General features: G+C 74.4%; 18 protein-coding genes. 10 read left to right on the forward strand and 8 right to left on the reverse strand.

Features of this window, described 5'->3' with window-relative positions:
• Nucleotides 1-90: 90 nt before the first annotated feature.
• The gene (locus OUQ99_RS01825; RefSeq protein ID WP_267947670.1) at nt 91-810 is read left to right on the forward strand and encodes a YidC/Oxa1 family membrane protein insertase; all 720 of its coding nucleotides are present in this window, start codon (nt 91-93) and stop codon (nt 808-810) included.
• 22 nt (nt 811-832) lie between these two features.
• Here the strand turns inward: OUQ99_RS01825 and OUQ99_RS01830 are convergent, their stop codons facing one another.
• On the reverse strand, nt 833-1,450 hold the full coding sequence (locus OUQ99_RS01830; RefSeq protein WP_267947671.1) for a superoxide dismutase family protein: 618 nt from the start codon (nt 1,448-1,450) through the stop codon (nt 833-835).
• 403 nt (nt 1,451-1,853) lie between these two features.
• Here OUQ99_RS01830 and OUQ99_RS01835 point away from each other — a divergent pair, with 403 nt between their 5' ends.
• The 5 genes from OUQ99_RS01835 to OUQ99_RS01855 all read left to right on the forward strand — a co-directional run bounded on the left by OUQ99_RS01835 (nt 1,854) and on the right by OUQ99_RS01855 (nt 8,752).
• On the forward strand, nt 1,854-3,440 hold the full coding sequence (locus OUQ99_RS01835; protein ID WP_267947672.1) for an SLC13 family permease: 1,587 nt from the start codon (nt 1,854-1,856) through the stop codon (nt 3,438-3,440).
• Between the two features lie 126 nt (nt 3,441-3,566).
• Nucleotides 3,567-4,187, forward strand: a complete 621-nt coding sequence (locus tag OUQ99_RS01840; RefSeq protein WP_267947673.1) for a YigZ family protein — start codon at nt 3,567-3,569, stop codon at nt 4,185-4,187.
• 116 nt (nt 4,188-4,303) lie between these two features.
• Nucleotides 4,304-5,815, forward strand: a complete 1,512-nt coding sequence (locus OUQ99_RS01845) for a PQQ-binding-like beta-propeller repeat protein (protein ID WP_267947674.1) — start codon at nt 4,304-4,306, stop codon at nt 5,813-5,815.
• A 292-nt stretch (nt 5,816-6,107) separates the two neighbouring features.
• On the forward strand, nt 6,108-8,318 hold the full coding sequence (locus tag OUQ99_RS01850; protein WP_267947675.1) for a fibronectin type III domain-containing protein: 2,211 nt from the start codon (nt 6,108-6,110) through the stop codon (nt 8,316-8,318).
• On the forward strand, nt 8,315-8,752 hold the full coding sequence (locus OUQ99_RS01855) for a spore-associated protein (RefSeq protein WP_267947676.1): 438 nt from the start codon (nt 8,315-8,317) through the stop codon (nt 8,750-8,752). The genes OUQ99_RS01850 and OUQ99_RS01855 overlap by 4 nt, the downstream gene beginning before the upstream one ends.
• An 81-nt stretch (nt 8,753-8,833) precedes the next feature.
• Here the strand turns inward: OUQ99_RS01855 and OUQ99_RS01860 are convergent, their stop codons facing one another.
• The 7 genes from OUQ99_RS01860 to OUQ99_RS01890 form a co-directional block, all read right to left on the reverse strand.
• Nucleotides 8,834-10,849 carry a serine/threonine protein kinase gene (locus OUQ99_RS01860; protein WP_267947677.1) on the reverse strand — a complete coding sequence of 672 codons (2,016 nt, stop codon included), beginning with the start codon at nt 10,847-10,849 and terminating at the stop codon, nt 8,834-8,836.
• A 48-nt stretch (nt 10,850-10,897) separates the two neighbouring features.
• A complete protein-coding gene (locus tag OUQ99_RS01865) occupies nt 10,898-13,153 on the reverse strand; it encodes a transglutaminase-like domain-containing protein (RefSeq protein ID WP_267947678.1) in 2,256 nt (751 codons plus the stop codon).
• Nucleotides 13,141-14,268, reverse strand: a complete 1,128-nt coding sequence (locus OUQ99_RS01870; protein WP_267947679.1) for a DUF58 domain-containing protein — start codon at nt 14,266-14,268, stop codon at nt 13,141-13,143. Before OUQ99_RS01870 ends, OUQ99_RS01865 begins: the two co-directional genes overlap by 13 nt.
• Entirely contained in the window at nt 14,268-15,281 is a 1,014-nt protein-coding gene (locus OUQ99_RS01875) for an AAA family ATPase (RefSeq protein ID WP_267947680.1), read from the reverse strand. The genes OUQ99_RS01870 and OUQ99_RS01875 overlap by 1 nt, the downstream gene beginning before the upstream one ends.
• A gap of 202 nt (nt 15,282-15,483) precedes the next feature.
• Nucleotides 15,484-15,879, reverse strand: a complete 396-nt coding sequence (locus OUQ99_RS01880; RefSeq protein ID WP_267947681.1) for a hypothetical protein — start codon at nt 15,877-15,879, stop codon at nt 15,484-15,486.
• Nucleotides 15,880-15,924: 45 nt separating this feature from the next.
• Nucleotides 15,925-17,391 (reverse strand): NlpC/P60 family protein, encoded by a 1,467-nt coding sequence (locus OUQ99_RS01885; RefSeq protein ID WP_267947682.1) that lies wholly within the window; start codon nt 17,389-17,391, stop codon nt 15,925-15,927.
• Nucleotides 17,388-18,008, reverse strand: a complete 621-nt coding sequence (locus OUQ99_RS01890; RefSeq protein ID WP_267947683.1) for a hypothetical protein — start codon at nt 18,006-18,008, stop codon at nt 17,388-17,390. The genes OUQ99_RS01885 and OUQ99_RS01890 overlap by 4 nt, the downstream gene beginning before the upstream one ends.
• A 602-nt stretch (nt 18,009-18,610) precedes the next feature.
• On the opposite strand from OUQ99_RS01890, the gene OUQ99_RS01895 reads away from it, so the two are divergent.
• The 4 genes from OUQ99_RS01895 to OUQ99_RS01910 are packed head-to-tail and all read left to right on the forward strand — an operon-like array spanning nt 18,611 to nt 20,755.
• Nucleotides 18,611-19,144: a hypothetical protein gene (locus tag OUQ99_RS01895; RefSeq protein WP_267947684.1), complete on the forward strand. Its 534-nt coding sequence runs from the start codon at nt 18,611-18,613 to the stop codon at nt 19,142-19,144.
• 16 nt (nt 19,145-19,160) lie between these two features.
• On the forward strand, nt 19,161-19,496 hold the full coding sequence (locus tag OUQ99_RS01900) for a hypothetical protein (protein WP_267947685.1): 336 nt from the start codon (nt 19,161-19,163) through the stop codon (nt 19,494-19,496).
• Between the two features lie 2 nt (nt 19,497-19,498).
• The gene (locus OUQ99_RS01905) at nt 19,499-19,843 is read left to right on the forward strand and encodes a hypothetical protein (RefSeq protein WP_267947686.1); all 345 of its coding nucleotides are present in this window, start codon (nt 19,499-19,501) and stop codon (nt 19,841-19,843) included.
• A gap of 33 nt (nt 19,844-19,876) precedes the next feature.
• Nucleotides 19,877-20,755, forward strand: coding sequence for a pilin (locus OUQ99_RS01910; RefSeq protein ID WP_267947687.1), 879 nt, complete (start codon nt 19,877-19,879; stop codon nt 20,753-20,755).
• Nucleotides 20,756-20,780 lie beyond the last annotated feature (25 nt).

Below are 20,780 nucleotides of genomic sequence, written 5' to 3' on the forward strand. Positions count from 1 at the left end.
ACAACCGTTCCACGCGTGTGCCCGCGCCCCCGGGCGCGGTCCGAGCGGCCTGACGTCTGTCTTCCACCCCAGACGAAGGGCCGACCCACCTTGTACAGCTTCGGGCCGATCGCGGCCGGCATGACCCTGCTCTCGGCGATCCTCGCCACGTTCACCACCCTGCTCACCCCGCTCACCGGGGGCCTGGCCACCGGGCTCGCGGTGGTGGCGCTGACCGTCGTCGTCCGCCTCCTGCTCGTCCCGCTGGGGGTGATGCAGGTCCGCGCGGAGAAGACGCGGGCGCGGATCGCCCCGCGCCTGGCGGAGATCACCGCCAAGCACCGGAACGACCCCGAGAAGCTCGTCGCCGAGCAGCGCAGGGTGTACGGCGAGGAGGGCACCTCGCCGTTCGCGGGCTGCCTGCCCGCCCTCGCCCAGATGCCCGTGGTCATCGCCCTCTACGGGGTGTTCATCGGGGCGGGGGGAACGGAGGACCCGATGCTGGCGCACACGTTCGGCGGCGTCGGGCTGGGCGCGACGATGGCGTCGAGCGCCGACGGGCTCATGGTGGCCCCGGTGTTCGCGGTCCTGGTCGGTCTCATCGCGCTCGTGGCGTGGGCGAACCGCCGCTACCTGATGCTTCCCGTGATGCGGGCGAACGCGGCGGCCGACCCCGGGATGCCGCAGATCACCGGCCCGCTCACCTACATGCAGTACACGACCGTCGTGATCGCCGCGTTCGTGCCGCTCGCCGCGGTCCTCTACCTGCTGACCTCCACGACGTGGGCCCTGGGGGAGCGGCTCCTGCTGCGCCGTCTGCTCCCGGACTGACGGCCGGCCCGCGTCCCGCGGGTCAGAACTCGACGGTGACGCAGGCGAGGCGGTCCCCGGCGGTGCCCGCCTCGCCGTGCCCGGTCATGGTGTGCTGCTCGTGCAGGACCAGGGACCGGGCCTCCCCGTCGCGGAACTCCCAGTCGACGGTGGCGGTGGACTGGGCGCTGCCGCCCTCGTCGGTGGTGAAGTCGAGCCAGACCTCGTTCTCGGGGTTGGCGTAGGCGGGGTCGGAGGAGGGCTCGTCCTCGGTCGCCGCCGGGTCGGGCTCGTTCTGGTAGTGCGGACCCGCGTCCTCGGGCCGCTCGCCGCAGGGCCGGGTGTGCACGTGGGCGCCGAACTCGCGGTCGGCCTCCAGGCTGGTGCCCGTGAACTGCACGTGCGTCTGGCCGTCCTGGACGCGGACCTGCACGTCGGAGGTCGCCCCCTCGGGCACGGCGGTCTCGTCGTAGGTGACGGCCCCCACCCCCTCTGCCGGCAGCATGAAGATGGACGCGGTCACGCTGGGGGAGGCGGTCGGCTGGGCGACGGGCGGCTCCGAGGCGGCCGATCCGCCGTTGGTCCCGGACTCCTCCTGCGCACACCCGGTGGCGAGGATCGCGGTCAGGGCCAGGCCGATGGTGAGCGGTGACGTGCGCATGACGGAACTCCCGGTGTGTTCTCGACGGTCGTCCGCAACATTACCCAAGGTGACAAAGGTATGACCAGCTGTGCGGAACGTGATGCGTCGGAGGCGGGAAGGCCGTCCTGGGTGTGAGGGCCGCGGGGGAGGGGCTGTTCTCGCGCACCAGGTCGAGACGCCTTCCGGTCCCCTGACAGTGGGGATCGTACCGCCGGGAGGCCGCCGCGGAACCAGGAGCGCCCACCCGGGGTGGGCGACCCGGCGCACCGGGTGTCCCGCGCGGGCGGTGCGCCGCGGATCGGGGCGCACCCCGGCCCGCGCCCGGCGTGCGCCGGTGCAGGTCGGAGTCGGGTTTGTTTGTCCCGAAATGGACAGTATGAGACTGTCGTCACAATGAGAGCCATTATCGGAGGACTGATTTGTGAGCAGTGAAACCGGCGCGTCCCCCCGGACGTCGCCAGAATCCCCCACCGTCGACGAGAACACGACCGACAGCCGGCGCACCGTCGTCCGCAAGGTCGTCGGCCTCCTCATGGGCCCCGTCCTCGGCTTCGCCGCCTACCTCGCCATGCCCGGCATCGCCCTTCCCGTCGACGGGGGCGACGGCGTCATGGTCCCCGAGGGCGAGGTCTCCTCCAACGCCGCGATCGTCGCCGCCGTGGCCGTCGTCATGGCCGTCTGGTGGATGACCGAGGCGCTGCCCCTCCCCGCCACGGCCCTCCTCCCCCTCGCACTCTTCCCGGTGCTCCTGGACGGCGTCCCGATCGGGGACGTCACCGCCCCCTACGCCAACGAGATCATCTTCCTGTTCATGGGCGGGTTCATCATCGCCCTGGCCATGCAGCGCTGGAACCTGCACCGGCGCGTGGCCCTGGCGATCGTGGCCGCCGTCGGCAGCGGACCCGTCACCATCATCGGCGGGTTCATGCTCGCCACCGGCTTCATCACCATGTGGGTCTCCAACACCGCGACCGCCATGATGATGCTGCCCATCGGCCTCGCGGTCATCGGCCTGGTCGCCCAGCTGCGCGGCGGCAAGGCCGACCCGAACTTCGCCACCGCGCTCATGCTCGGCATCGCCTACGCCTCGTCCATCGGCTCGGTGGCCACCCTGATCGGGACCCCGCCCAACGCCCTGATGGCCGGGTACCTGGCGCAGGAGCACGACATCCACATCGGCTTCGGCCAGTGGATGCTGGTCGGAGCGCCGCTCGCCGCCGTCTTCCTCGTCGTCTGCTGGCTCCTGCTCACCAAGGTCGTCTACCCGCCGGCCGCCGGGGACATGGGCGAGGCCAGGGAGCACATCCGCCGGGAGCTGCGCGAGATGGGGCCCATGTCGCGCGGCGAGTGGACCGTGCTGGCCGTGTTCGTCGTCACCGCCGTCGCCTGGGTCACGGTGCCGTTCCTCGCGGACAGCGCGGCGGTGAGCGCCGCGCTGCCGTGGCTCGCCTCCGTCACCGACGGCGGGATCGCCATCGCCGCCGCCATCGTGCTGTTCATCGTGCCCGTGGACGGGGCCCGCGGGGTCCGCGCCGTCGACTGGGACCAGGCGAGCAAGCTGCCCTGGGGCGTGCTGCTGCTGTTCGGGGGCGGGCTCAGCCTCTCGGGCCAGTTCGGCTCCAGCGGCCTGAGCCTGTGGATCGGCGACCTGGTCGCGGACCTCGGTGACGTGCCCGGCTGGGTGTTCGTGCTGATCGTGGCCGCCATCGTGCTGCTGCTCACCGAACTCACGAGCAACACCGCCACCGCCTCCATCTTCATCCCCGTGATGGCCGGCGTCGCGCTGGGACTGGGGCTGCCCATCATGACCCTGGTCGTCCCGGCCGCCCTCGCCGCGTCCATGGCGTTCATGCTGCCGGTGGCCACACCGCCCAACGCCATCGTGTTCGGCACCGGCCACATCCGGATCGGCCAGATGGTGAAGGCGGGCGTCCTGCTCAACGTCGTCGCACTGGTCATGATCATGCTGAGCATGTACACGACCGTCATGTGGGTCTTCGGCTCCTGACGGGGTCGCCGGGGTCCGGCGCGGCCGGCCCCCGGCCTCCGCCGCGGCCCCCCGCCCTCCGGGCGGGCGGGGCCGCGGCGGGATGGGACACTGGTCGCAGACCACGACCCCTGCCGAACAGGCGACATGCGAACGATCAGACGCGGCGGCGAGCACGAGCTGGAGATCAAGAGGTCCCGGTTCGTCTGCGCCCTGGCCAGGGCGGACGGCGAGGACGCCGCCCGCGCCTTCATCGCCGAGCGGCGCAAGGAGCACTGGAACGCCTCCCACAACTGCACCGCGTACGTGCTCGGCGAGGACGGCGGCGTGCAGCGCTCCAGCGACGACGGCGAACCCGCGGGCACCGCGGGCGTGCCCATGCTGGAGGTGCTCCGCCACCGCGGGCTCACCGACACAGTGGCCGTGGTCACCCGCTACTTCGGCGGGACCAAGCTCGGCGCCGGGGGGCTCATCCGGGCCTACGGCGGCGCCGTGTCCGCCGCGGTGGACCGGGTGGGGGTCCTGGAACGCCGGCGCCTCCTCCTCGTGGACGTGTTCGCCGACTACGTGCTCGGCGGACGGCTGGAGAGCGACCTGCGCGACTCGTCGCTGACCGTGCGCGGGGTCGCCTACGAGGACCGGGTCCGCATCGAGGTGGCCCTCCCCGAGTCCGACCTGGACGGCTTCGGGCTCCGCCTGGCCGAGATGACCGGGGGCCGGGCCGAGTTCGAGGTGAGAGGCGCCACCGTCGTCGAGGTCGAGCCCTGATCCCGCCGGACGCCACGTTCACGTGGCTGTAACAGTGGCGGTCCACGTGTATCGGCGGACGACGGGGCAGCTTAGGATTTGCCGTATACGTCGTCGTTCCCGGGGAGAAACCGTCCATGCGCAGCTCACGGGTGCCCCAGGCCCTCACCTGCGGCCTCGCGGCGCTGCTGGCGGCCGGCTGCACCGGCGACCCGGAACCTTCCGCGCCCTCCCCCGATGCGGAGCCCGCCCCGCTCCCGACCTCGTTCGCGGGTGAGGCACCGCCAGGGGTCGAGGGCGAGGTCCTGCGGTACCTGCACGGCGACTCCGCGCAGGCCCACGACATCCTCGACGACCCCCTCGGCGTGCGGATCAGCCCGGTCGGCGAGTCCTTCCTCATCAGCTCCGGCGGCGAGGACCGCCACCTCCTGCACGACGCCGCGACCGGCGACACCCTGTGGGAGGGCGAGGCGCGCTTCCGCGGCTTCGACTCCGCCGCCGACGGCGCCCGGGTCCTGTCGATGGCGGACGCCGACGGGGTCCCGTTCGTCCTGGACTCCCGCGGCGAACCGGTGTGGGAGCCGCAGGAGGAGGGCGACGCCTACCTCGACGGGCTGGCGGTGCGGCGCCCGGAGGGGTGGAGCGCGGAGGAGCCCCACGGGGAGTTCACGCTGCTCGACGCCGACGGCGGCGAGCTGTGGTCGTACGAGTTCGCCGAACCGGAGGAGTCCGAGGAGTCCGAGGAGCCCGAGGAGTCCGTCGAGGGCGGGGACGGCGCCGACGGGGACGGTGGCGCGGGGGAACCCGTGCTGGGCGTGCCCGTGGCCGCCCGCGGCGACATGGTGGTGCTCGCGTCCGGCGGCCCCTCGCTCCAGGCGCGCTCCGTGGCCGCCGACACGGCGGGCGAGGAGCTGTGGACGGTCGACGGGGAGGACGCCGGCCTGGACGCCTCCGGGCCCGTCCTTTCACCGCAGGTGATGGGCGTCTACCCGCTGCCCGGCCAGGAGGAGGGCGGCGGGGCCGACCCCGCGGACGGGGAAGCCGGGGAGGAGGACGGTGCGGACGAGGACGGCGCGGACGAGGACGGCGCGGACGAGGCGGTCGTGCTCCTGCGCTGGGCCCAGCCCGAGGCCCCCTCCACGCTCTCCGCCCACGACCCCGCCACCGGGGACCTGCTGTGGACCCTGGAGGAGCCGGGCGCCAACCCCACCGCGGGCGCGTTCGACCCGGCCGGAACCGTCGGCAACCTGTACGACGCCTCCACCGGCGTCCTCCTGCTGCCCCAGGCGAGCGGGGAGGCCACGACGGTCGCCGTCGACCTCGCCGGGGGAGAGGTCCTCTGGGGGCTGGAGGAGGAGGCCGGATCGATCTCCCCCGCCTTCGCCTTCGACGGCCTCGTCTACGGCGACTCCCGGGGCAGCACCGGCGCGGACGAGCAGCTGGTGCTCGACGCCGTCACCATGGACGTGGTGGGCGACGACCTGTCGGCGTACGTGGAGGCGGTCACCGAGGACGGGTACGCGATCCTCGTCCACGACCGGCAGCGCTTCGTGTACGGCCCCCCGCCGGAGGAGGGCCCCTCGGAGGCGCCGGCGGGCGACCCGGAGCGGGGCGGCGACCCGTCCGGGTCCCCCGGCGACGGGGGCTGACCGGGCCGGGCGCACCGGCCGGAGGGGAGGGGCGCGTGCGGCAGGAGGCCGCCCGCCGCCCCGGAGGCCGCCCGCAGGAGCGCGTCCCGGGGGCGCGCGCCCGGGAGGGGCTCCGGCACCGGTGACCGTACAGAACAGCACAGTAACGACATTGACTCTGCTATCGGCGCCCTGGTAGACATTCTGTGCCTTCATCCTCTCCCCGGCCCCTGATCCGCGCCGAACCCCCCGTCGACGCTCCGGCCCCCGCCGGCCGACGGGATGGTGAGCCACTCGCAAACGGGAGCCAAGCATGGTGGACCCCTCCTCCGACCCGGCGCCGCCGGCTCCCCGCCCCGCCCTCCTGCGGCGCTGGGCGCGGGCGGCCGGCGAGCGCACCCGCTCCCACGCCTCCGGGATCACCGTCACGCTCCTGGCGGCGGCCGTCGTCAGCTCCGTCCTCGGGACCGGGGCAGTCGGTCGCGCCGACGAGATGTCCGACGGCACAGTCTGGCTGTGGACGAGCCCCGTCGGCGAGGCCGTGCGGGTCAACGGGAACAACGCCGCGGTCGACCTCGTGGCGTCCCTGCCCGAGGCCGCAGGCGTGGACGTCCAGGTCGTCCAGAACGACGAGTACCTCCTGCTCTACGACCCCGCCAGCGGCAAGGTGACCTCGGTCGACCTCCGGCGCATGGGGTACTCCGGCGTGCTGGAGCTCGGGAGCGGGGGCGACTTCGGACTCGTCCTGGGGGAGGAGACCGCAGCGGTGATCGACCGCGCCACGGGCGAGGTCAAGGCCGTCGATCCGGCCACCCTCCAGCCCACCGGGGCCACCCTCAACGTCCCGGCGCCCCTGACCGGCGGTGCGTTCGACGACTCCGACACCCTCTGGCTCGGCGTGCCCACGCAGGGCACGGCCGTCGGCGTGCGGATCCAGGGCGAGGACGCCGCCATCACGGAGACGCTGGCGGTGGCGGAGCCCGGGACCGAGATCGCCATGACCGTCCTCGACGACGGCGCCCTCGTGACCGACCCCGGGGGAGGGCGGGTGGTGGCCGTGCGCGGCGACGGCGACCCCGTGGCCACGGACGTCCCCGTGGAGCTGGAGGGTGCCGAGATGCCCGTCCGCACCCACGGCGACGTCGTCGCCGTGACGCTCCCCGGGACCGGCGAGGTCCTCACCGTCTCCGACCCGGCCGGATCCGCCGGGATCGGGCACTTCCCGGCGGGCGACGGCGGGGGCACGGCGACCGCCTACGAGGGCCGCGTCTACGTGCCGTTCCCCGAGGAGGGGACGGTCCGCGTGTTCGACGCGCAGGGCGCCGAGCTCAACCCCGTCTCCCTGCCCGGGGCCGAGGGCCCCCTGGAGCTGGAGGTACGGGAGGGGCGCCTGTACATCAACTCCCCCCACACCGGGGTGGCCGCGATCGTCGACCCGGACGGCGGGGCGACCGTCGTCGACAAGGCCGATCCGCCGCCCGGTCCGGGCGACGCGGACGGCGGGGCCCCCGCACCGCAGCCCTTGCCGGGCGGGAACGTGGGAGAGCAGCCGGAGACCGGAGGCGCCGCCCCCGACCCGGGCCCCGGGACCCCGGCCTCCGAGGAGCCGTCCGCGCCGGAGTCGGAGCCCGCCCCCGCGGGGACGGACGAGCCGGACCCCGCTCCGGACGGGGAACCCGACGCCGGGGAGGCGCCCGGCGCGCCCACGCCCGTGTCCGTCACCGCCGGGGACGGCTCCGCGTTCCTGAGCTGGCCCGAGGCCTACTCCCCGGACGCACCCGTGGACGAGTACCGGATCACCTGGGAGGACGGCAGGGTCACCGTCGGCGGGGACGAGCTGGACGCCGAGGTGACCGGCCTCACCAACGGAACCACCTACCGGTTCATGGTCCGCGCGGTGAACTCCCACGGCACCGGCCCGGCCGCCCAGACCTCCGAGATCGTGCCGGGCCCGCAGGTCCCGGACGCCCCGGCCGACGTGACGGCCACGGCGTCGGGCAGCGGCACGGCCACCGTCTCCTGGAGCGCGGTCGAGGGCGCCAACGACTACCTGGTCGCCACCAGGGCCGCATCCGGCGAGAACCCCAGCGACCGCACCTCGGGCCAGACGTCCGTGGACGTCGCGGGCCTCTCGCCCGGTGAGACCTACACGTTCACGGTCACCGCCCGCACGGAGGGCATGGTGAGCGGGGGGTCGACCGACAGCGCCCCGCTCACGATGCCCGAGGTGCAGCTGGGCGCCCCGTCCGGCGTCTCGCACACGGTCTCCGGAGACAACGTGACCGTGACCTGGGCCCAGGTCGACGGCGCGGCCGAGTACACGATCACGCCGCGCGGCGACGGGGGGCTCGGGGCCGTGACGGTGACCGGGTCCTCCGCCGGGGGCGGGCAGCTCTCCCACACCCTCGGGCGCGGGGGGACGGGACGCTGCTACTCCTTCACCGTGGTCGCCGTGGGGGCGGACGGGACCGCAGCCGAGTCCAGTACCAGCAGCCAGTCCAGGTGCGAACAGGAGTTCAGATGACCCTCCGCCGGAAGCGGGCCCGCAGGACCTGGGCGGGCGCGGCGGTCGTGGCCGCCGCGGTCCTGGTGATGTCCTCGGCCACCGCCGCCCAGGGGGCCGACCCCATGGCGCTGTGCAACGCGTCCAAGCCGGGCGGCGGTCTGGAGTACACCAGGGACGCCGACGGTTGGCCCAAGCCCCTTCCGAACGGGCAGGGCAGCGTCTACCTCTACTACGACCACCAGACCGGGTACAACTGCGCGGTGACGATCAGTAACAACGGCTACGCGGACGTCGGCCTCCGGCGCTCCGACGGCGCGGGCGGCGCGCAGTGGCGGACGGGCACCGGCACCGCCGGGCCGGTCTACGTGCAGGCGCAGGGTGTGTGCGTCGATGTGTCGGGGGCCGCCGGGGACAGGTCGGCCACCTGGCTCGGCACCAACTGCGGGGCCTGACCGGACCCCTCCCGGGGGTCGGCCCCCGGGAGGGGGCCGCTCCCGTGGACCCCGGCGCGCCCGCTCCCGCGGGCCGTCCGGTTACCCCGCTCCGCGCTCCGTGCACGCCTCCTCCGAGGGGGCGACCTCGTCCGCGCTCAGCACGGCGATGACGACGAAGCAGTACTCCCCGGCGGCGTCGAGGCCGGTCACCCGCGCCTCCGCCGCGCCGGGCTCCACCTCGGCGAGCGCGGCGTAGGCCCCGCCCGCCGGTCCGCCCACCACGTGGTGCGGCGTGCCCTCCCCGGCGTTGTCCGTCCACGTGAGGACCACGGTGTCACCGGAGTCCTCCATCGCGACGTCCGAGGGGGCCGCCTCCCGGGAGATCGCGGCGTGCGGTGCCGAGGACGGGTCGGCAGGAGGGGGCCCGTCCTCGGCCGGCACGTCCGCGGGCGGCTCGGCGAGTCCGACCGCCGCCAGGAGGGAGGCGACCGGCCCCGGGTACACGAACGCCACCAGCCCCAGGGCGATGACGACGATCGCCGTCGCGGAGACGATCACCTGCACCAGGCGGAGCCGTCGCGAGCGCGCCTCCTCGGCGTCGTCGGCGTGCGGCGGGGGCACGGACCCGCGGACCGGCGCCTGTCGGCTGGGGGCGGACCGGTACGGAGCGCGTTCGGCGGAGGCCGGGCGGTGCGCCTCGTGCCCGGCGGGGGTCGGGTAGGGCGTGCCCGCGCCGAACGCCGGAGCGGGCGGCGGGGGCGGGAGCGACGTCGTAGCCGGTGCGGGAGGCGCGGAGGCGGTCCGGGGCGGATCCCACTCCACCAGCCCCCGCCAGGGGTCCCCGGCGTCGACCGGGGGCGCATCGGGTGAGGCGTCCGCGATTCCTCCCGGCTCCGATCCGCCGGAGCGAGACCCGGCGGCCCCGCCGCCCCGCGGGTGGTGGGGGACGGGGTCGTGGGCGCGCACCGGGTCCGCCGGAGGCGCGCCGTCCTCCCGAGCGGCGACCGGGTTGCCCGGAGCCTGTGCGGGCGGCGTCGGAGGATCGACCTCCCGCGTCCGGTCCTCGGGGGGTGCGGTGGATCCGCCGGCTGTGGCGGGCGCGCCGGGCGCGTCCCGCGCTGCCACCGGCTCGGCTCCTGCCGTCTCCCCGGGCCGTGTCAGGTCCCCGGCCGCCGACGGGTCCGGCCCCTCCGGCCCGCGGGGTACAGGGGGCAGCGCGGGGTCCGTGTCGGCCGCAACGGTGGCGTCACCGCTCGCCGAAGCCGCGGCGGCGGACGCGGTCCCCTCCTCGCGGTCCACCGAGGCCAGGGCTGCGGCGAAGCCCTCCGCGTCGGCGAAGCGGACCCCGGGATCCCCGTCGAGCGCCCGCGCGAGCGCCGCGACCAGCGGAGCGGGCAGGCCGGGACGCGGCGGCCCGGGCGCTCCGCCGCCGAGCACGCGTTCCCGGTAGCCGAAGGGGTCGGCGGAAGCCTCCGCCTCGCCGCCGAACGGAGGACGCCCCGCCAGCAGTTCCCACAGTGTGGCGGCCAGGCGGTAGACGTCGGAGGCGGCGCTCGGCGACTCGCCCCGGACCGCCTCCGGCGGGGCGTGCAGCAGAGCGTCGGTACGCGGCCCCGCCGACGGGGGCAGGACGCCCTCCGGCAGCAACGCGCCCGCGTCCGCGAGCACCGCCCCCTCCGCTCCCACCAGGATGTTGGAGGGCTCCACGGCGTGGTGGAGCAGACCCAGGGCGTGCACCCCCGCCAGCGCGCCGGCCACGTCCAGGCCGACGCGCACGACCTCCTCCACCGGCAGCGGGTGGCGGTCCCGCAGGACGCGCCCGTAGTCCCTGCCCGCGTGGTGCGCCATGGCCACGAAAGGGCGGCCCGACGTGGTCGAGCCGTGGCCGACGACCCGCACCGCACCGGGCACGTCCGACATCCGGCGCAGGCGCTCGGACTCGGCCCCGCCGTCCGGGCCGCGCAGGACCTTGACGGCGACCGGGTCGCCGCCGTCGTCCGGCACGGCCCGGTAGACGGTCGAGGCGGTGCCGCGGTGCAGCACCTCCAGGGAGTGGAACCCCGGGACGAGGCTGCCGCCGGTCCCCGTGTCGCTCGCGGACCCGGTGCTACTCATGGAACGCCCCTTCCCCGCCGTGCGGCGGGTGACGGTCGGAGGCGGGCGTCACGGCGCCCGCCAGAACAGGGGACGGGGATCGAACCACCAGGCCAGCCGCCTGCCGCGGCCGAGCGTGCGCCGCAGGGCCCGGGACTGCCGGCGGACCCCGTCGGCGATGTGCGCCGCTTCCGTCTCGGACACCCCGGAGCCCGGGGCGAAGCCGACCCGGTTGACCGCCCCGCCGAGGCGCCGCAGGTCGATCCGCGCCCACTCCCGGCCCTCCTCGGGCAGGAGGCCCTGGACGAGCGCCACGGTGTCGCCCACGGTGTCCCCCGGCTTCGGCGCGTCCGCGCGCTGGCGCAGGTGGTCGCGCAGTTCCCGCCAGGCGCCCAGCACACGACGCTCGGGTACCCCCGGCCTCAGCCGCCACCGGCTCCGCGCCAGCCGCAGCGCGGGCACCGCGCCCACCGCGGCGAGAAGCACGCCGCCGACAGTCAGGAACGGCCACAGCGGCGTCGACTCGCGGTTCGGCGGGGAAGGAGCGGCGTCGTCCTCCAGGCTGTTCGCCTCGTCGCCGTCCTCGGGGGTCTGCGCCTCGGCGGCGGCGGAGGACGTCTCCTCGGCCTCGTCCTCCCCTTCCTCCCCGGGAGTGACGGAGAACGGCACCCACCCGGCTCCGTTGAAGTACACCTCGCCCCATGCCAGCGCGTCGCCGGTCCGCACCGTGCGCACGCCGTCGCCCCCGTCGTGGCCGGAGCCGAACCCCACGACGACGCGGCTCGGCAGGCCCGCCGCACGGGCGAGCATGGCGAAGGCGCTCGCGAACTGCTCGGAGGTCCCGCCGCCGCCCTGCTGCCCCGGCGGGGCCAGCATGTCCGCGACGTTGGCGTAGCCGTGGCCGCCGGGGGTTTCCGCCGAGAAGTAGTGGGACTCCCGCAGGTACTCGGAGAGGAGGACGGCGCGCTCGTACGGCGACCCCTGCCCGGCGACGGCCGCCGCCACGTCGTTCAGGACCGGCGGCGCCCCCGGGGGCAGCTCGCGGTAGCGGTCGAAGACCGCGTCGGCCGGAACGGACGCGTCCGCGAGTTCGGCCGCCCTCCAGTCCGCCACGTCGCCGGCGACCTCGTAGCGGGCGCCCGCGATGCCGCCGTCCGCGCTCACCACCGTCCCCGAGACGGCGTCGTAGCCCAGGGGCTGGAGCCCGACCCGCCGCGGAACCCCGACCACCGGCGCCCAGCCGCCCGGAAGGTCGTCGCCGACGGAGATCTCCGCGCGGACGCCGGTGGCGTGCGGGGGCGGCGGCACCGGGTCGGGGAGCACCTCCCCGGCGGCGCGGTAGCCGCCCTCGGGCAGCCACGTGGTCCCGGTGAACTCCGCGAGGGCGACCCACCGCAGGTCCACCGGTTCCTCGGAGCGCACCGTGAGCAGCGGGTCGTCCGGTTCGGCGGCCCAGGCCGCGAGGTAGCCGAGCGGGTTGAGGGCGGCCTCCGGCGCGAGGGGCGGACGCACGGCCTCGCGCGGGTCGCCCGGGTCCGCCTCCCAGGAGGCGAGGAGGACGGGGCCGCCGAACACCGTGGCGGCGGCAGCCAGCGCCGCCGCGACCGCGGTCACCAGGATCCGCCCGAGCCGCCCGAGGGTCTGTGTCTCCGGTGCGTCGACCTCGATCCGCAGGTCCTCCGACCCGGCGCGCGCCCGCGCGGCCGTCCGGACGTCGGAGGACGCCGCCATGAGCAGGACCGCGGCGACCGCGACCAGGCCGATGGAGGGGAACCCCGGCGGGGCCACCGGGCCGTTCAGGACGACGGCGCCGACGAGTGCCAGGAGGCCGGGGAGGACGGCCAGCGCGGGCCGGCTCCCCTGCCAGAGCAGCACCGAGGCCACACCGGTGAGCCACGTGGCCAGGATCGGCAGCGTCAGGGTGTCCGCGTTCAGGGGGGTGGGCGCCGCGCTCGTCAGGATGCGCGCCCCGGAGTGGAGGAGGGCCTCCACCGTCCCTCCCAGCACGCCCGTTCCCTGGCCGGGTATCCGGGCCGCGCACACCACCACGCCAGCCAGGGGCAGGGGGAGGCCGACGAGGATCCCGGCGAGCGGGGACAGCCGGGCCCGCGCCGCCAGGGTCACGGCGACGGAGAGCAGGGCGCAGAGCGGCAGCACCGCGTAGACCGGCGCCGGGGCGGCGTAACCGGGCGCGAGGGCGACTCCCCCCGCCGCGGCGGCCATGACCAGCCCGACGGGGGCCAGGACGGCGCGGAGCGGAGTACCGGGCCCCCGCCCGGGGGCGGGCACGGTCTCCGGGGGGCGCGGCGGGGTCAGCGTGGCCATGACGTCTCGTTCCAGCGTTCGACGAACCCCGCCGCGTCTCCGGCGGCGAGCAGGGTGACCGGAGCGGGGGCGCTCGGCCGGTCCTCCGCGCCGACGGTCACTGCGACCAGGGCCGAGTAGTGGTGTCCGAGCTCTCCGAAGGACCGCAGGTCGGCGGTGGTGAGCGCACCGCTCACCAGGACGGCCGTGTCCCCTGAGGGCCGGGTCCGGGCCAGGCGGAGGGCCTGCGGGAGGTCGGCGTCCGGCGCCGGACGCGCCTCGGCCAGGAGGTCGAGCAGCGGGGGCAGTCCTCCGGTGCTGTCGCGCCCCCGACCGCTCACCAGGCTCACCTCGCAGTGGAGCGACGCCTGCACCCCGGTCGCCAGTACCGAGGCGGCCGCGCTCGCCACCTCGTCCAGCCGGTCCTCGCCCCCGGCCGTCGGCCGGTCGTCGACGATGACGTGGAGGCGCGGCTGCGAGGTGTCGATGTACTCGCGCACGACGAGCTTGTCCAGCCGTGCGGAGCTGCGCCAGTGGACCAGCCGCAGGTCGTCGCCGGGCACGTAGTCGCGCAGCGAGTGGAAGGTCTGCGCGCCAGCCGGGGCGCCGTCGGCCGTGCCCTCCGGGTCGGCCACCCGGCCGACCGGGACGGTGCGCAGGCGCTCCCACCGGGGATGGACCCACACCCGGTCGGCGCCGCCGGACTCCCGGTACACCGCGGCGAGCCCCAGCGGGTCCGCGCGCCCGACCCGGAGGGGGCCGAGGGAGACCACCCCGCGCCGGGCCGCCAGGACGCGGTACTCGGCCCCGCCCGCGGCACGCGCTCCCAGGGACGGCAGCCGGACCGGCCGCTCGCCCCCGTGACCGCGCACGGGCTCGACCACGCCGACGGAGCGCCGGCCGGGGTTGCGCATCTCCAGGCGCACGCGCAGGGCGGACCCCGGCGAGGTGCGCGGGGAGGGGAGCGAGCGCCGGACCGCCACGGCGGCCGGACGCCCCACCACGAGCGACGCCGCGGCGACCGCGGTCACGGCCACGCCGCCGAGCAGCGCCAGCTCCTGGTACTGGGACACCACGCCCACCGTGAGGAGCACCAGGCCCGCCCCGGCGACGAGCCACCCCCGGACGGTCGGCATCAGCGGACCGCCGGGACCCCGGCCGCGCCCGGGGACGGCGCGGGGGTCTCACGGAGGATCCCGTCCAGGACGTCGGCCCCGGTGCGCCCGCCGACCGAGGCCTCCGGGGACAGCACCAGGCGGTGGGCCCAGACCGGCTGGGCCAGGAGCTTGACGTCCTCGGGCTCCACGAAGGGCCGGCCCGAGACGAGCGCGAGCATCCGGGCCGTCCTCGCCATGGCCACCGTCGACCTGGTCGACAGGCCCACGCTGAGCTCCGGGTGGTCTCGTGTGGCGTGGGCGACCCTGAGCACGTACTCGTAGACGGAGTCGTGGACGAACACCCGCCGGGCGTCGCGCCGCATGGCGGCCATCCGCTCGGCGTCGACGGTCGGCTCCAGGTCCTCGGGCGTGACGAGCCGGTCGCCCCGGATGATCGCGAGCTCGGACGCCGGGTCGGCGTAGCCGAGGGTGAGGCGCATCAGGAACCGGTCCAGCTGGGCCTCGGGCAGGCGGTACGTGCCCGACATCTCCACGGGGTTCTGCGTCGCCACGACGAGGAAGGGCGAGGGGACGCCGTGCCGGACGCCGTCCACGGTGACCGCCCGCTCCTCCATGACCTCCAGCAGGGCCGACTGGGTCTTGGGCGAGGCCCGGTTGATCTCGTCGGCGATGACGACGTTGGCGAACACGGGGCCGGGACGGAACTCGAACTCGCGGGTCCCCTGGTGGAAGATCGTGACGCCGCTGATGTCGGAGGGCAGGAGGTCCGGGGTGAACTGGATGCGCCGCCAGACGCCGTCCGCACTCGCGGCGATGGCGCGGGCCAGGGTGGTCTTTCCGGTGCCGGGGACGTCCTCCAGCAGGATGTGGCCCTGGGTGAGCATCGCGACCAGGGCCAGGCGTACGACGTCGGACTTGCCCAGGACCGCCGCCTCGACGGAGGCGGCGACGCCGTCGAACTCGTCGGCGCGGATGACCGCGTCGTCAGAGGACAGGGGGGCGTCCGAGGGGGGAGAGACGTGGGTGTTCATGGAGAGGGCGTCTTTCCGCGTGAAGTGCTGGGGGTGGAGCGCCACCGCCGTTCACGGCGGCGGGGAGGCGGGGCGGGAGCACTCGGGGCAGGCGCTCACCGGCGTGAAGATAGCGCGATCGCGGAGAAACCGCATGAGTGGGCACTGATCGGGCGGAACGCTCCCCCCGGCCGCTTCGCGAGCGGTCCGGGGGGAGCCGGAGTCAGGCGGGTAAGGCCTGCCCACCCTTGACCGTCTTCCGCAACCCCACGCTCGGGGCTCCCATCCCGTAGGCCTGGGACGCGCTGACGGCGCCTTCGGCGGCCGCGGCGATCACTCCCAGCAGCCCGGTGGGGTTGTTGGCGGCGGCGGCCAGGACGGCCCCGCCGGCGCTCATGGCCAGGCCGCCGAGGGCTTTGGCGCCGTTGAACAGGCCCTTTCCCGCTAGCTTGGTCGCGCCCTTGGCGGTGCCCCAGCCGAGCCCCGTCCAGCCGCCTCGCGCGGCGAGCCAGGCCGAGCCCTTCGAAGCGAGCCAGGTTCCGCCCCGGGTGGCGGCGATCCTCGAGATTCCCGCGCGGAGCGCGGTGCCCCCGAGGACCGCGATGATGGGTGCGACCATGCGAATCATCCTCTCTGTCGGTTCGTGGTTCGTGGAAGAGTCCGGTCACACCTGCGCCGTGTCCTCGCCGCCCGAGGAGTCGGGGCTGATCCGGACCGCCCCCACGAAGGAGGAACGGTAGTACCCGGAGTCGATCGACACCTCCTCGATCGGCTTGCTCGGGTTCGCGGCGTGGATCATGCGGCCTCCGCCGGAGTAGATGCCGACGTGCGACGGGCTCGCGTACCTCGGGCTGGTGTGGAAGAGGAGGAGGTCGCCGGGCTGGAGGACGGAGATGTCCAGGTCCCCCTCCAGAACGCGCCGGGCCGTCCCCCCTCGGTACTCGGCGTTGTCGGGGTCCCACTGCGTCGTCGTCACCCAGGGGATCGTCACCCCCGCCGCGCGCCACGCGGCCTGGGTGAGTCCCGAGCAGTCGTAGGAGTCGGGCCCCCGGGCGCCCCACACGTAGGGCTTGCCGATCTGTCGCCGGGCGAACTCCACGGCGGTCCGGTGCTCCTCGCCGACGTCGCCCAGGAACGCGGCCTGCGTCGCGCTGCCGCCCTGCTCCTCGCAGTCCCGCCCCTGCCCCGAGGTCGAGGAGGCCTGCTGGAGTTCGAGGGACGGGGACGTCGGGGCGAGGCCGGAGCCGCTGTAGTACTCGGCCACCTCCAGCACCTGCGCGACGTACCACCGGGCGGGGTTGTGCTTGTAGACCGTGCACTCGATCGGGCTCAGGTCCGAGCGCCCGCTCCCGCAGACCGAACCCGACCCCCGCTCCTCCGCCTGGTTGGCGTAGTAGGCGATCCGGAAGGCCCCCGACGTGACGTTGTCCCAGGGATCCCAGACGTTGACCACGCCGTCGTCGTTGCCGTCGATGCCGAAGTAGGTCGGATTGCCCGGCATCTCGCCCACCTCGTAGTGGAAGCGGCGGTCCTCGACCGACTCCTTCGGCTTCCCGCCCCACGAGTTGCCCGCGCTGCCGAGCCGGCCGCCGACCTGTCCCGTCCGCAGGTCCTGGACGCCGAACTGGACGATCCCGGCGGCGCCGTAGGGGTTGCGCTCACCCTCCCGGAGGCCGGAGTGCCAGTTCGGGTCCGTCGAGACGTACTGGCCGTTCTGGGTCTCGATCGCGCCGATCGCGGCCATGAGCTCCCAGGGCAGGCCGTAGGCCTCGGCCGCCATGCGGTGCGCACGGAGGACGTTGTCGGGGATGTCGACCCGGACGGACTTCTGCGAGGAACCCGGCTCCCCGTGCGCGCTGATGCTGATCGTCTCGCTCGACGTGTTCGCGGACGCCTGGACGACGCCCCCCGACGAGCCGCCCCCGTCGGCGCTGCTCGGAGCGGCCCCGCCCGCCGGGCCGCACACGGTGGCGGCGTAGGCGATGCCCCCCATGACCGCGAGCGCCGTGACGCCCCCGCCCACGCGCGCGGTCGCGCTGCCCCGGTCCCCGCCGCGTCCCCGCCGGGGGAGGAGGAAGGCGCGGGCCCGCGCCCACAGGACCCCGGCGGCGCCGCCGGAGGCGCCCGTCACGCGCCCTCCTCGGCGATGTTCCCGACCGCCGCGTCCTGGAAGGCGTAGACCGCCCAGCCCTCGCCCCCGGGTACCACGGTGACCGCGTACGACGCCGGCTCGGTCCCGCCGTCGTCGCCGGTCTCCGTCATGAACCGCGCCTCCACCTCGACGATGACCGACCCGGAGCCGACGTTGCGGATCGCCGTGGCCGTCGCCTCCGCGGTGACGCGCCGCGGGGTCCCCCGGGAGGCCCCGCTGTTGGGCGTGCTGAGGACGAACTCCTCGACGGCGCCGAAGAAGTCCTCGGAGAGCAGGGGGGAGAGGCGGGCGAGGCGCTCGTCGTCGCTCTCCCCGGGGTCGACCTCGCTGTAGGCGGCGACGAAGGCACGGGCGGTCTCCGCCGCGGCCTCCAGTTCGGCCTCCGAGTACGGCATCAGCGCCATGACGTCGCCGACGGGCTCTCCTCCGCCCCCGTTCCCCCCGGACCCGGCGGACGCCTCCGCCGGGGACGCGGCCTCCCCGTCGTCCTGACCGGAGAGCAGCTGCTGTGCGAGGACGACCAGGACGACGACCAGGACGGCGAGGATCCCGAACACGATCGTCTTCTCCCGCGAGCCGCCGGCGAAGTCGCTCATGACGGCCACGCTGTTCTGATCATGGGTACCCACCAGTCGTGAGGGCGGACAGATGCACCCATGCGTACAGGGAGCGCACCGGGAGCGCAATGGGGTTGGTGCGACAGGGGGGTCACGAAGGGTGATATTCGATAACGTTTCGGCCGGAGACCTGCGGGTTCTCCCGTGGAAAAAGGTCGAGATCTCCGAGGCGGCGGTGCGCAGCAATGGCATTGATCAAGGCTTATCACTCAGAAGAGTGGATCGGCTCTTTTGCGTTCGTGAAAGAAGATCGGCCTCGTTCACTTTCCAGTGTTTCCAATGTCCGACCGGTCACGCAAAGTAGTAGGAATGAAAACGGTCACTTGATCGGATTCGATTCGGTGCGGTATATATAGCCTGCTGTTCGGCCCCCGAACCCGGTTCGACGGCGTCACCGCATTCTCGCGTCGTCATGCGAAACCCCCCGGTGCGGCGGGATTGCCGGAGGCATCCGAGGGCGGACGACCGCTCTCCGGTCCCCGGTGCCCCAGCCCGGCGCGGCGTCCCGGAACACGGGCCGCGCGGGGAGCGCCGACCCCGCCGGGGAGGCGGCGCCTTCACGACACGGACGGGGGGACCACATGGGGAGGCGACAGGCCGGCGGCACGGACCAGGGCGAACCGGCTGGCCCGCCCCTGCCCGACTGGGCAGGGGAGGCCGTCGTGCTCGGCTGCCACGGCGGAGCGGGCACCACCACGCTGCGCGTGCTGCTGAACACCCCCTGGGACCTCGGTGCCTACTCCTCCGACCGCGGCGGTATCGGCGCCTTCGGACGGCCCCTGGTCCTGGTCTCCCGGAACAGCGTCGCCTCGACGGCCCGCGCCGCCGAGGTCATCAACGTCCTGGAGGCCGACGGCCTCCGGCCCGCCGCGCTGGTGGTCGCGGCGGACGGCTCCGGGCCCGAGCCCGCGGAGTCCGCGGCGCGCCTGGGCCTGGTGCGCGACCGGGTCGGCCTCCTCGTCCGCTTCCCGTTCGTCCCGGCCCTGCGCTACGTGGACGCCGTCGAGGCGGACCGGGTGAAACTTCCCGCGAGGGCGCGGCGGGCCCTGGAGCAGATCAGGAACGCGTGCCTCGCAGCGGCGACCGAGACCCTGGCGCGCCAGGCCTCAGGGTAAGGAGAACTGGATACGCATGGATGTTCTGAACGCCACCAACGACCTTGTCGCCCACATGGCCGCCGTCCCGATGGACGGCGCCTTCGGCTGGGACACCAACCCGGACCTGCCCGCCTTCGAGGACGGACACGATCCGATCCAGCAGGTGTTCAGCTGGGGCCAGGGCATCATCGTCGTGATCGGCATCATCGGCATCCTCTTCGCCGCCGGCAAGATGGCCATCGGCAAGTTCGGCCGCTCCGACCTCGCCGCCGACGGTGTCGGCGGACTGGTCTGGACGGTCATGGGGATCTCCCTGATGCTCGTCGCCATCCCGGTCATCCTGGCGGTCGCCGACGTCGCGGGCGGCTGACGATGCCGCTGGAACTCCTGTCGGCGGCGGCGGACGCGGCGCACCTGGCCGCGGCCCTTCCCGCGGAGGTGACGTGGGAGGTGCGGCCGCGGATGCCGGACTGGGGGGTCGGGGGGACGCAGGACCCCGACGGGGACCCGATCGGGCGGTTCCTCAACATCGCCCAGGGCGTCGTCGTCGTGATCGGGGTCATCGGCATCCTGTACTCGGCCGCGAAGATGGCCATCGGCAAGCTGGGCCGCTCCGAGGTGGCGGCCGACGGTGTCGGCGGAGTGCTGTGGACCGTCATGGGCGTCTCGCTGATGCTGGTCGCCGTTTCCGTGGTCACCACACTCGTCGGGTCGTGAACCGGATCGTGAGAGGTCGGGGGGCAGAGCGGAATGGCGTACGAGCGAATCCCCGTCGCTGACGCGGCGCAGACAACGCTGGCGATGGCGCAGTTCCAGCAGACCGGCAACGAGGTGCTGGGCTACGTCGCGTGGGCCGGGGCCGTGGTCGGCGTCCTCGCGCTCATCATCATCGGCGGGCGCATGATCCACGCCAACTTCACCGGCGACCCCTGGATCGCCGCGCGCGGCATGGCCGAACTCCCCTGGGTGGTCCTCGGGGTGGTCCTGCTCATCGCCTCCGGATCCCTCGCCGGGACGCTGCTCCAGGGCTCTTACCACGAGACCGAGAACGACCTCGGGACCCTCTTCCAGGGGGTCGCGGCCGAGCAGGACGAGATCGAGCGGGAGGCGGCCGGTTGCGACGGGGCCCTCCGGGACCCCGAGACCCGGAATGTCCTCTGCCCCGGCGCCGACGGGTGGGACCGGCTCTCCCACACCGTGCCGCTGACCGGACGCGACGACGAGCGGTGCACGTACGACGGCAAGGAGGACTGCTACGAGTACTGTTTCCAGGATTCGATGTACGCGGGCGGTCCCACCAATCACGCCTTGTCTCCGTGTACGCCGGAACGGGAGCTCCGGGACCTCATGTCCGAGAGTGGCTGGCCCTGGGCCGCGTACCACTGCCCCCAGCTCAACAGGGACATGATCGAGGAAATCGACGCCTGCAAGGGCGATAACCTGGCGGACGGCACGGACGATCTCCCGGAGAAATATCGCCCCGGCGGCAGGAATCCCCCGCCGGTGGAGCCGTGGCGCTGGCAGTACATCTGTGAGGAATTCCCCGCGTGGGCCGCGGCCAACGAGGGAAGAGGCGGCATCAGAATCAATTTCTGCCCCGGGGTGGGAAACACTCCGGATGAAGATTAGCAATACAGCCGGGGATCGGGGTGAT

This window comes from Streptomonospora nanhaiensis (assembly GCF_026642255.1).
GTDB lineage: Bacteria > Actinomycetota > Actinomycetes > Streptosporangiales > Streptosporangiaceae > Nocardiopsis > Nocardiopsis tropica.

What these genes read in the sequence shown, in the direction of transcription:
- OUQ99_RS01860 (WP_267947677.1), bottom strand. Translation starts at nt 10,849, where the DNA reads ATGAGTAGCACCGGGTCCGCGAGCGACACGGGGACCGGCGGCAGCCTC.
- OUQ99_RS01875 (WP_267947680.1), bottom strand. Translation starts at nt 15,281, where the DNA reads ATGAACACCCACGTCTCTCCCCCCTCGGACGCCCCCCTGTCCTCTGAC.
- OUQ99_RS01845 (WP_267947674.1), top strand. Translation starts at nt 4,304, where the DNA reads ATGCGCAGCTCACGGGTGCCCCAGGCCCTCACCTGCGGCCTCGCGGCG.
- OUQ99_RS01900 (WP_267947685.1), top strand. Translation starts at nt 19,161, where the DNA reads ATGGATGTTCTGAACGCCACCAACGACCTTGTCGCCCACATGGCCGCC.
- OUQ99_RS01880 (WP_267947681.1), bottom strand. Translation starts at nt 15,879, where the DNA reads ATGGTCGCACCCATCATCGCGGTCCTCGGGGGCACCGCGCTCCGCGCG.
- OUQ99_RS01905 (WP_267947686.1), top strand. Translation starts at nt 19,499, where the DNA reads ATGCCGCTGGAACTCCTGTCGGCGGCGGCGGACGCGGCGCACCTGGCC.
- OUQ99_RS01870 (WP_267947679.1), bottom strand. Translation starts at nt 14,268, where the DNA reads ATGCCGACCGTCCGGGGGTGGCTCGTCGCCGGGGCGGGCCTGGTGCTC.
- OUQ99_RS01850 (WP_267947675.1), top strand. Translation starts at nt 6,108, where the DNA reads ATGGTGGACCCCTCCTCCGACCCGGCGCCGCCGGCTCCCCGCCCCGCC.
- OUQ99_RS01895 (WP_267947684.1), top strand. Translation starts at nt 18,611, where the DNA reads ATGGGGAGGCGACAGGCCGGCGGCACGGACCAGGGCGAACCGGCTGGC.
- OUQ99_RS01910 (WP_267947687.1), top strand. Translation starts at nt 19,877, where the DNA reads ATGGCGTACGAGCGAATCCCCGTCGCTGACGCGGCGCAGACAACGCTG.
- OUQ99_RS01890 (WP_267947683.1), bottom strand. Translation starts at nt 18,008, where the DNA reads ATGAGCGACTTCGCCGGCGGCTCGCGGGAGAAGACGATCGTGTTCGGG.
- OUQ99_RS01855 (WP_267947676.1), top strand. Translation starts at nt 8,315, where the DNA reads ATGACCCTCCGCCGGAAGCGGGCCCGCAGGACCTGGGCGGGCGCGGCG.
- OUQ99_RS01830 (WP_267947671.1), bottom strand. Translation starts at nt 1,450, where the DNA reads ATGCGCACGTCACCGCTCACCATCGGCCTGGCCCTGACCGCGATCCTC.
- OUQ99_RS01865 (WP_267947678.1), bottom strand. Translation starts at nt 13,153, where the DNA reads ATGGCCACGCTGACCCCGCCGCGCCCCCCGGAGACCGTGCCCGCCCCC.
- OUQ99_RS01840 (WP_267947673.1), top strand. Translation starts at nt 3,567, where the DNA reads ATGCGAACGATCAGACGCGGCGGCGAGCACGAGCTGGAGATCAAGAGG.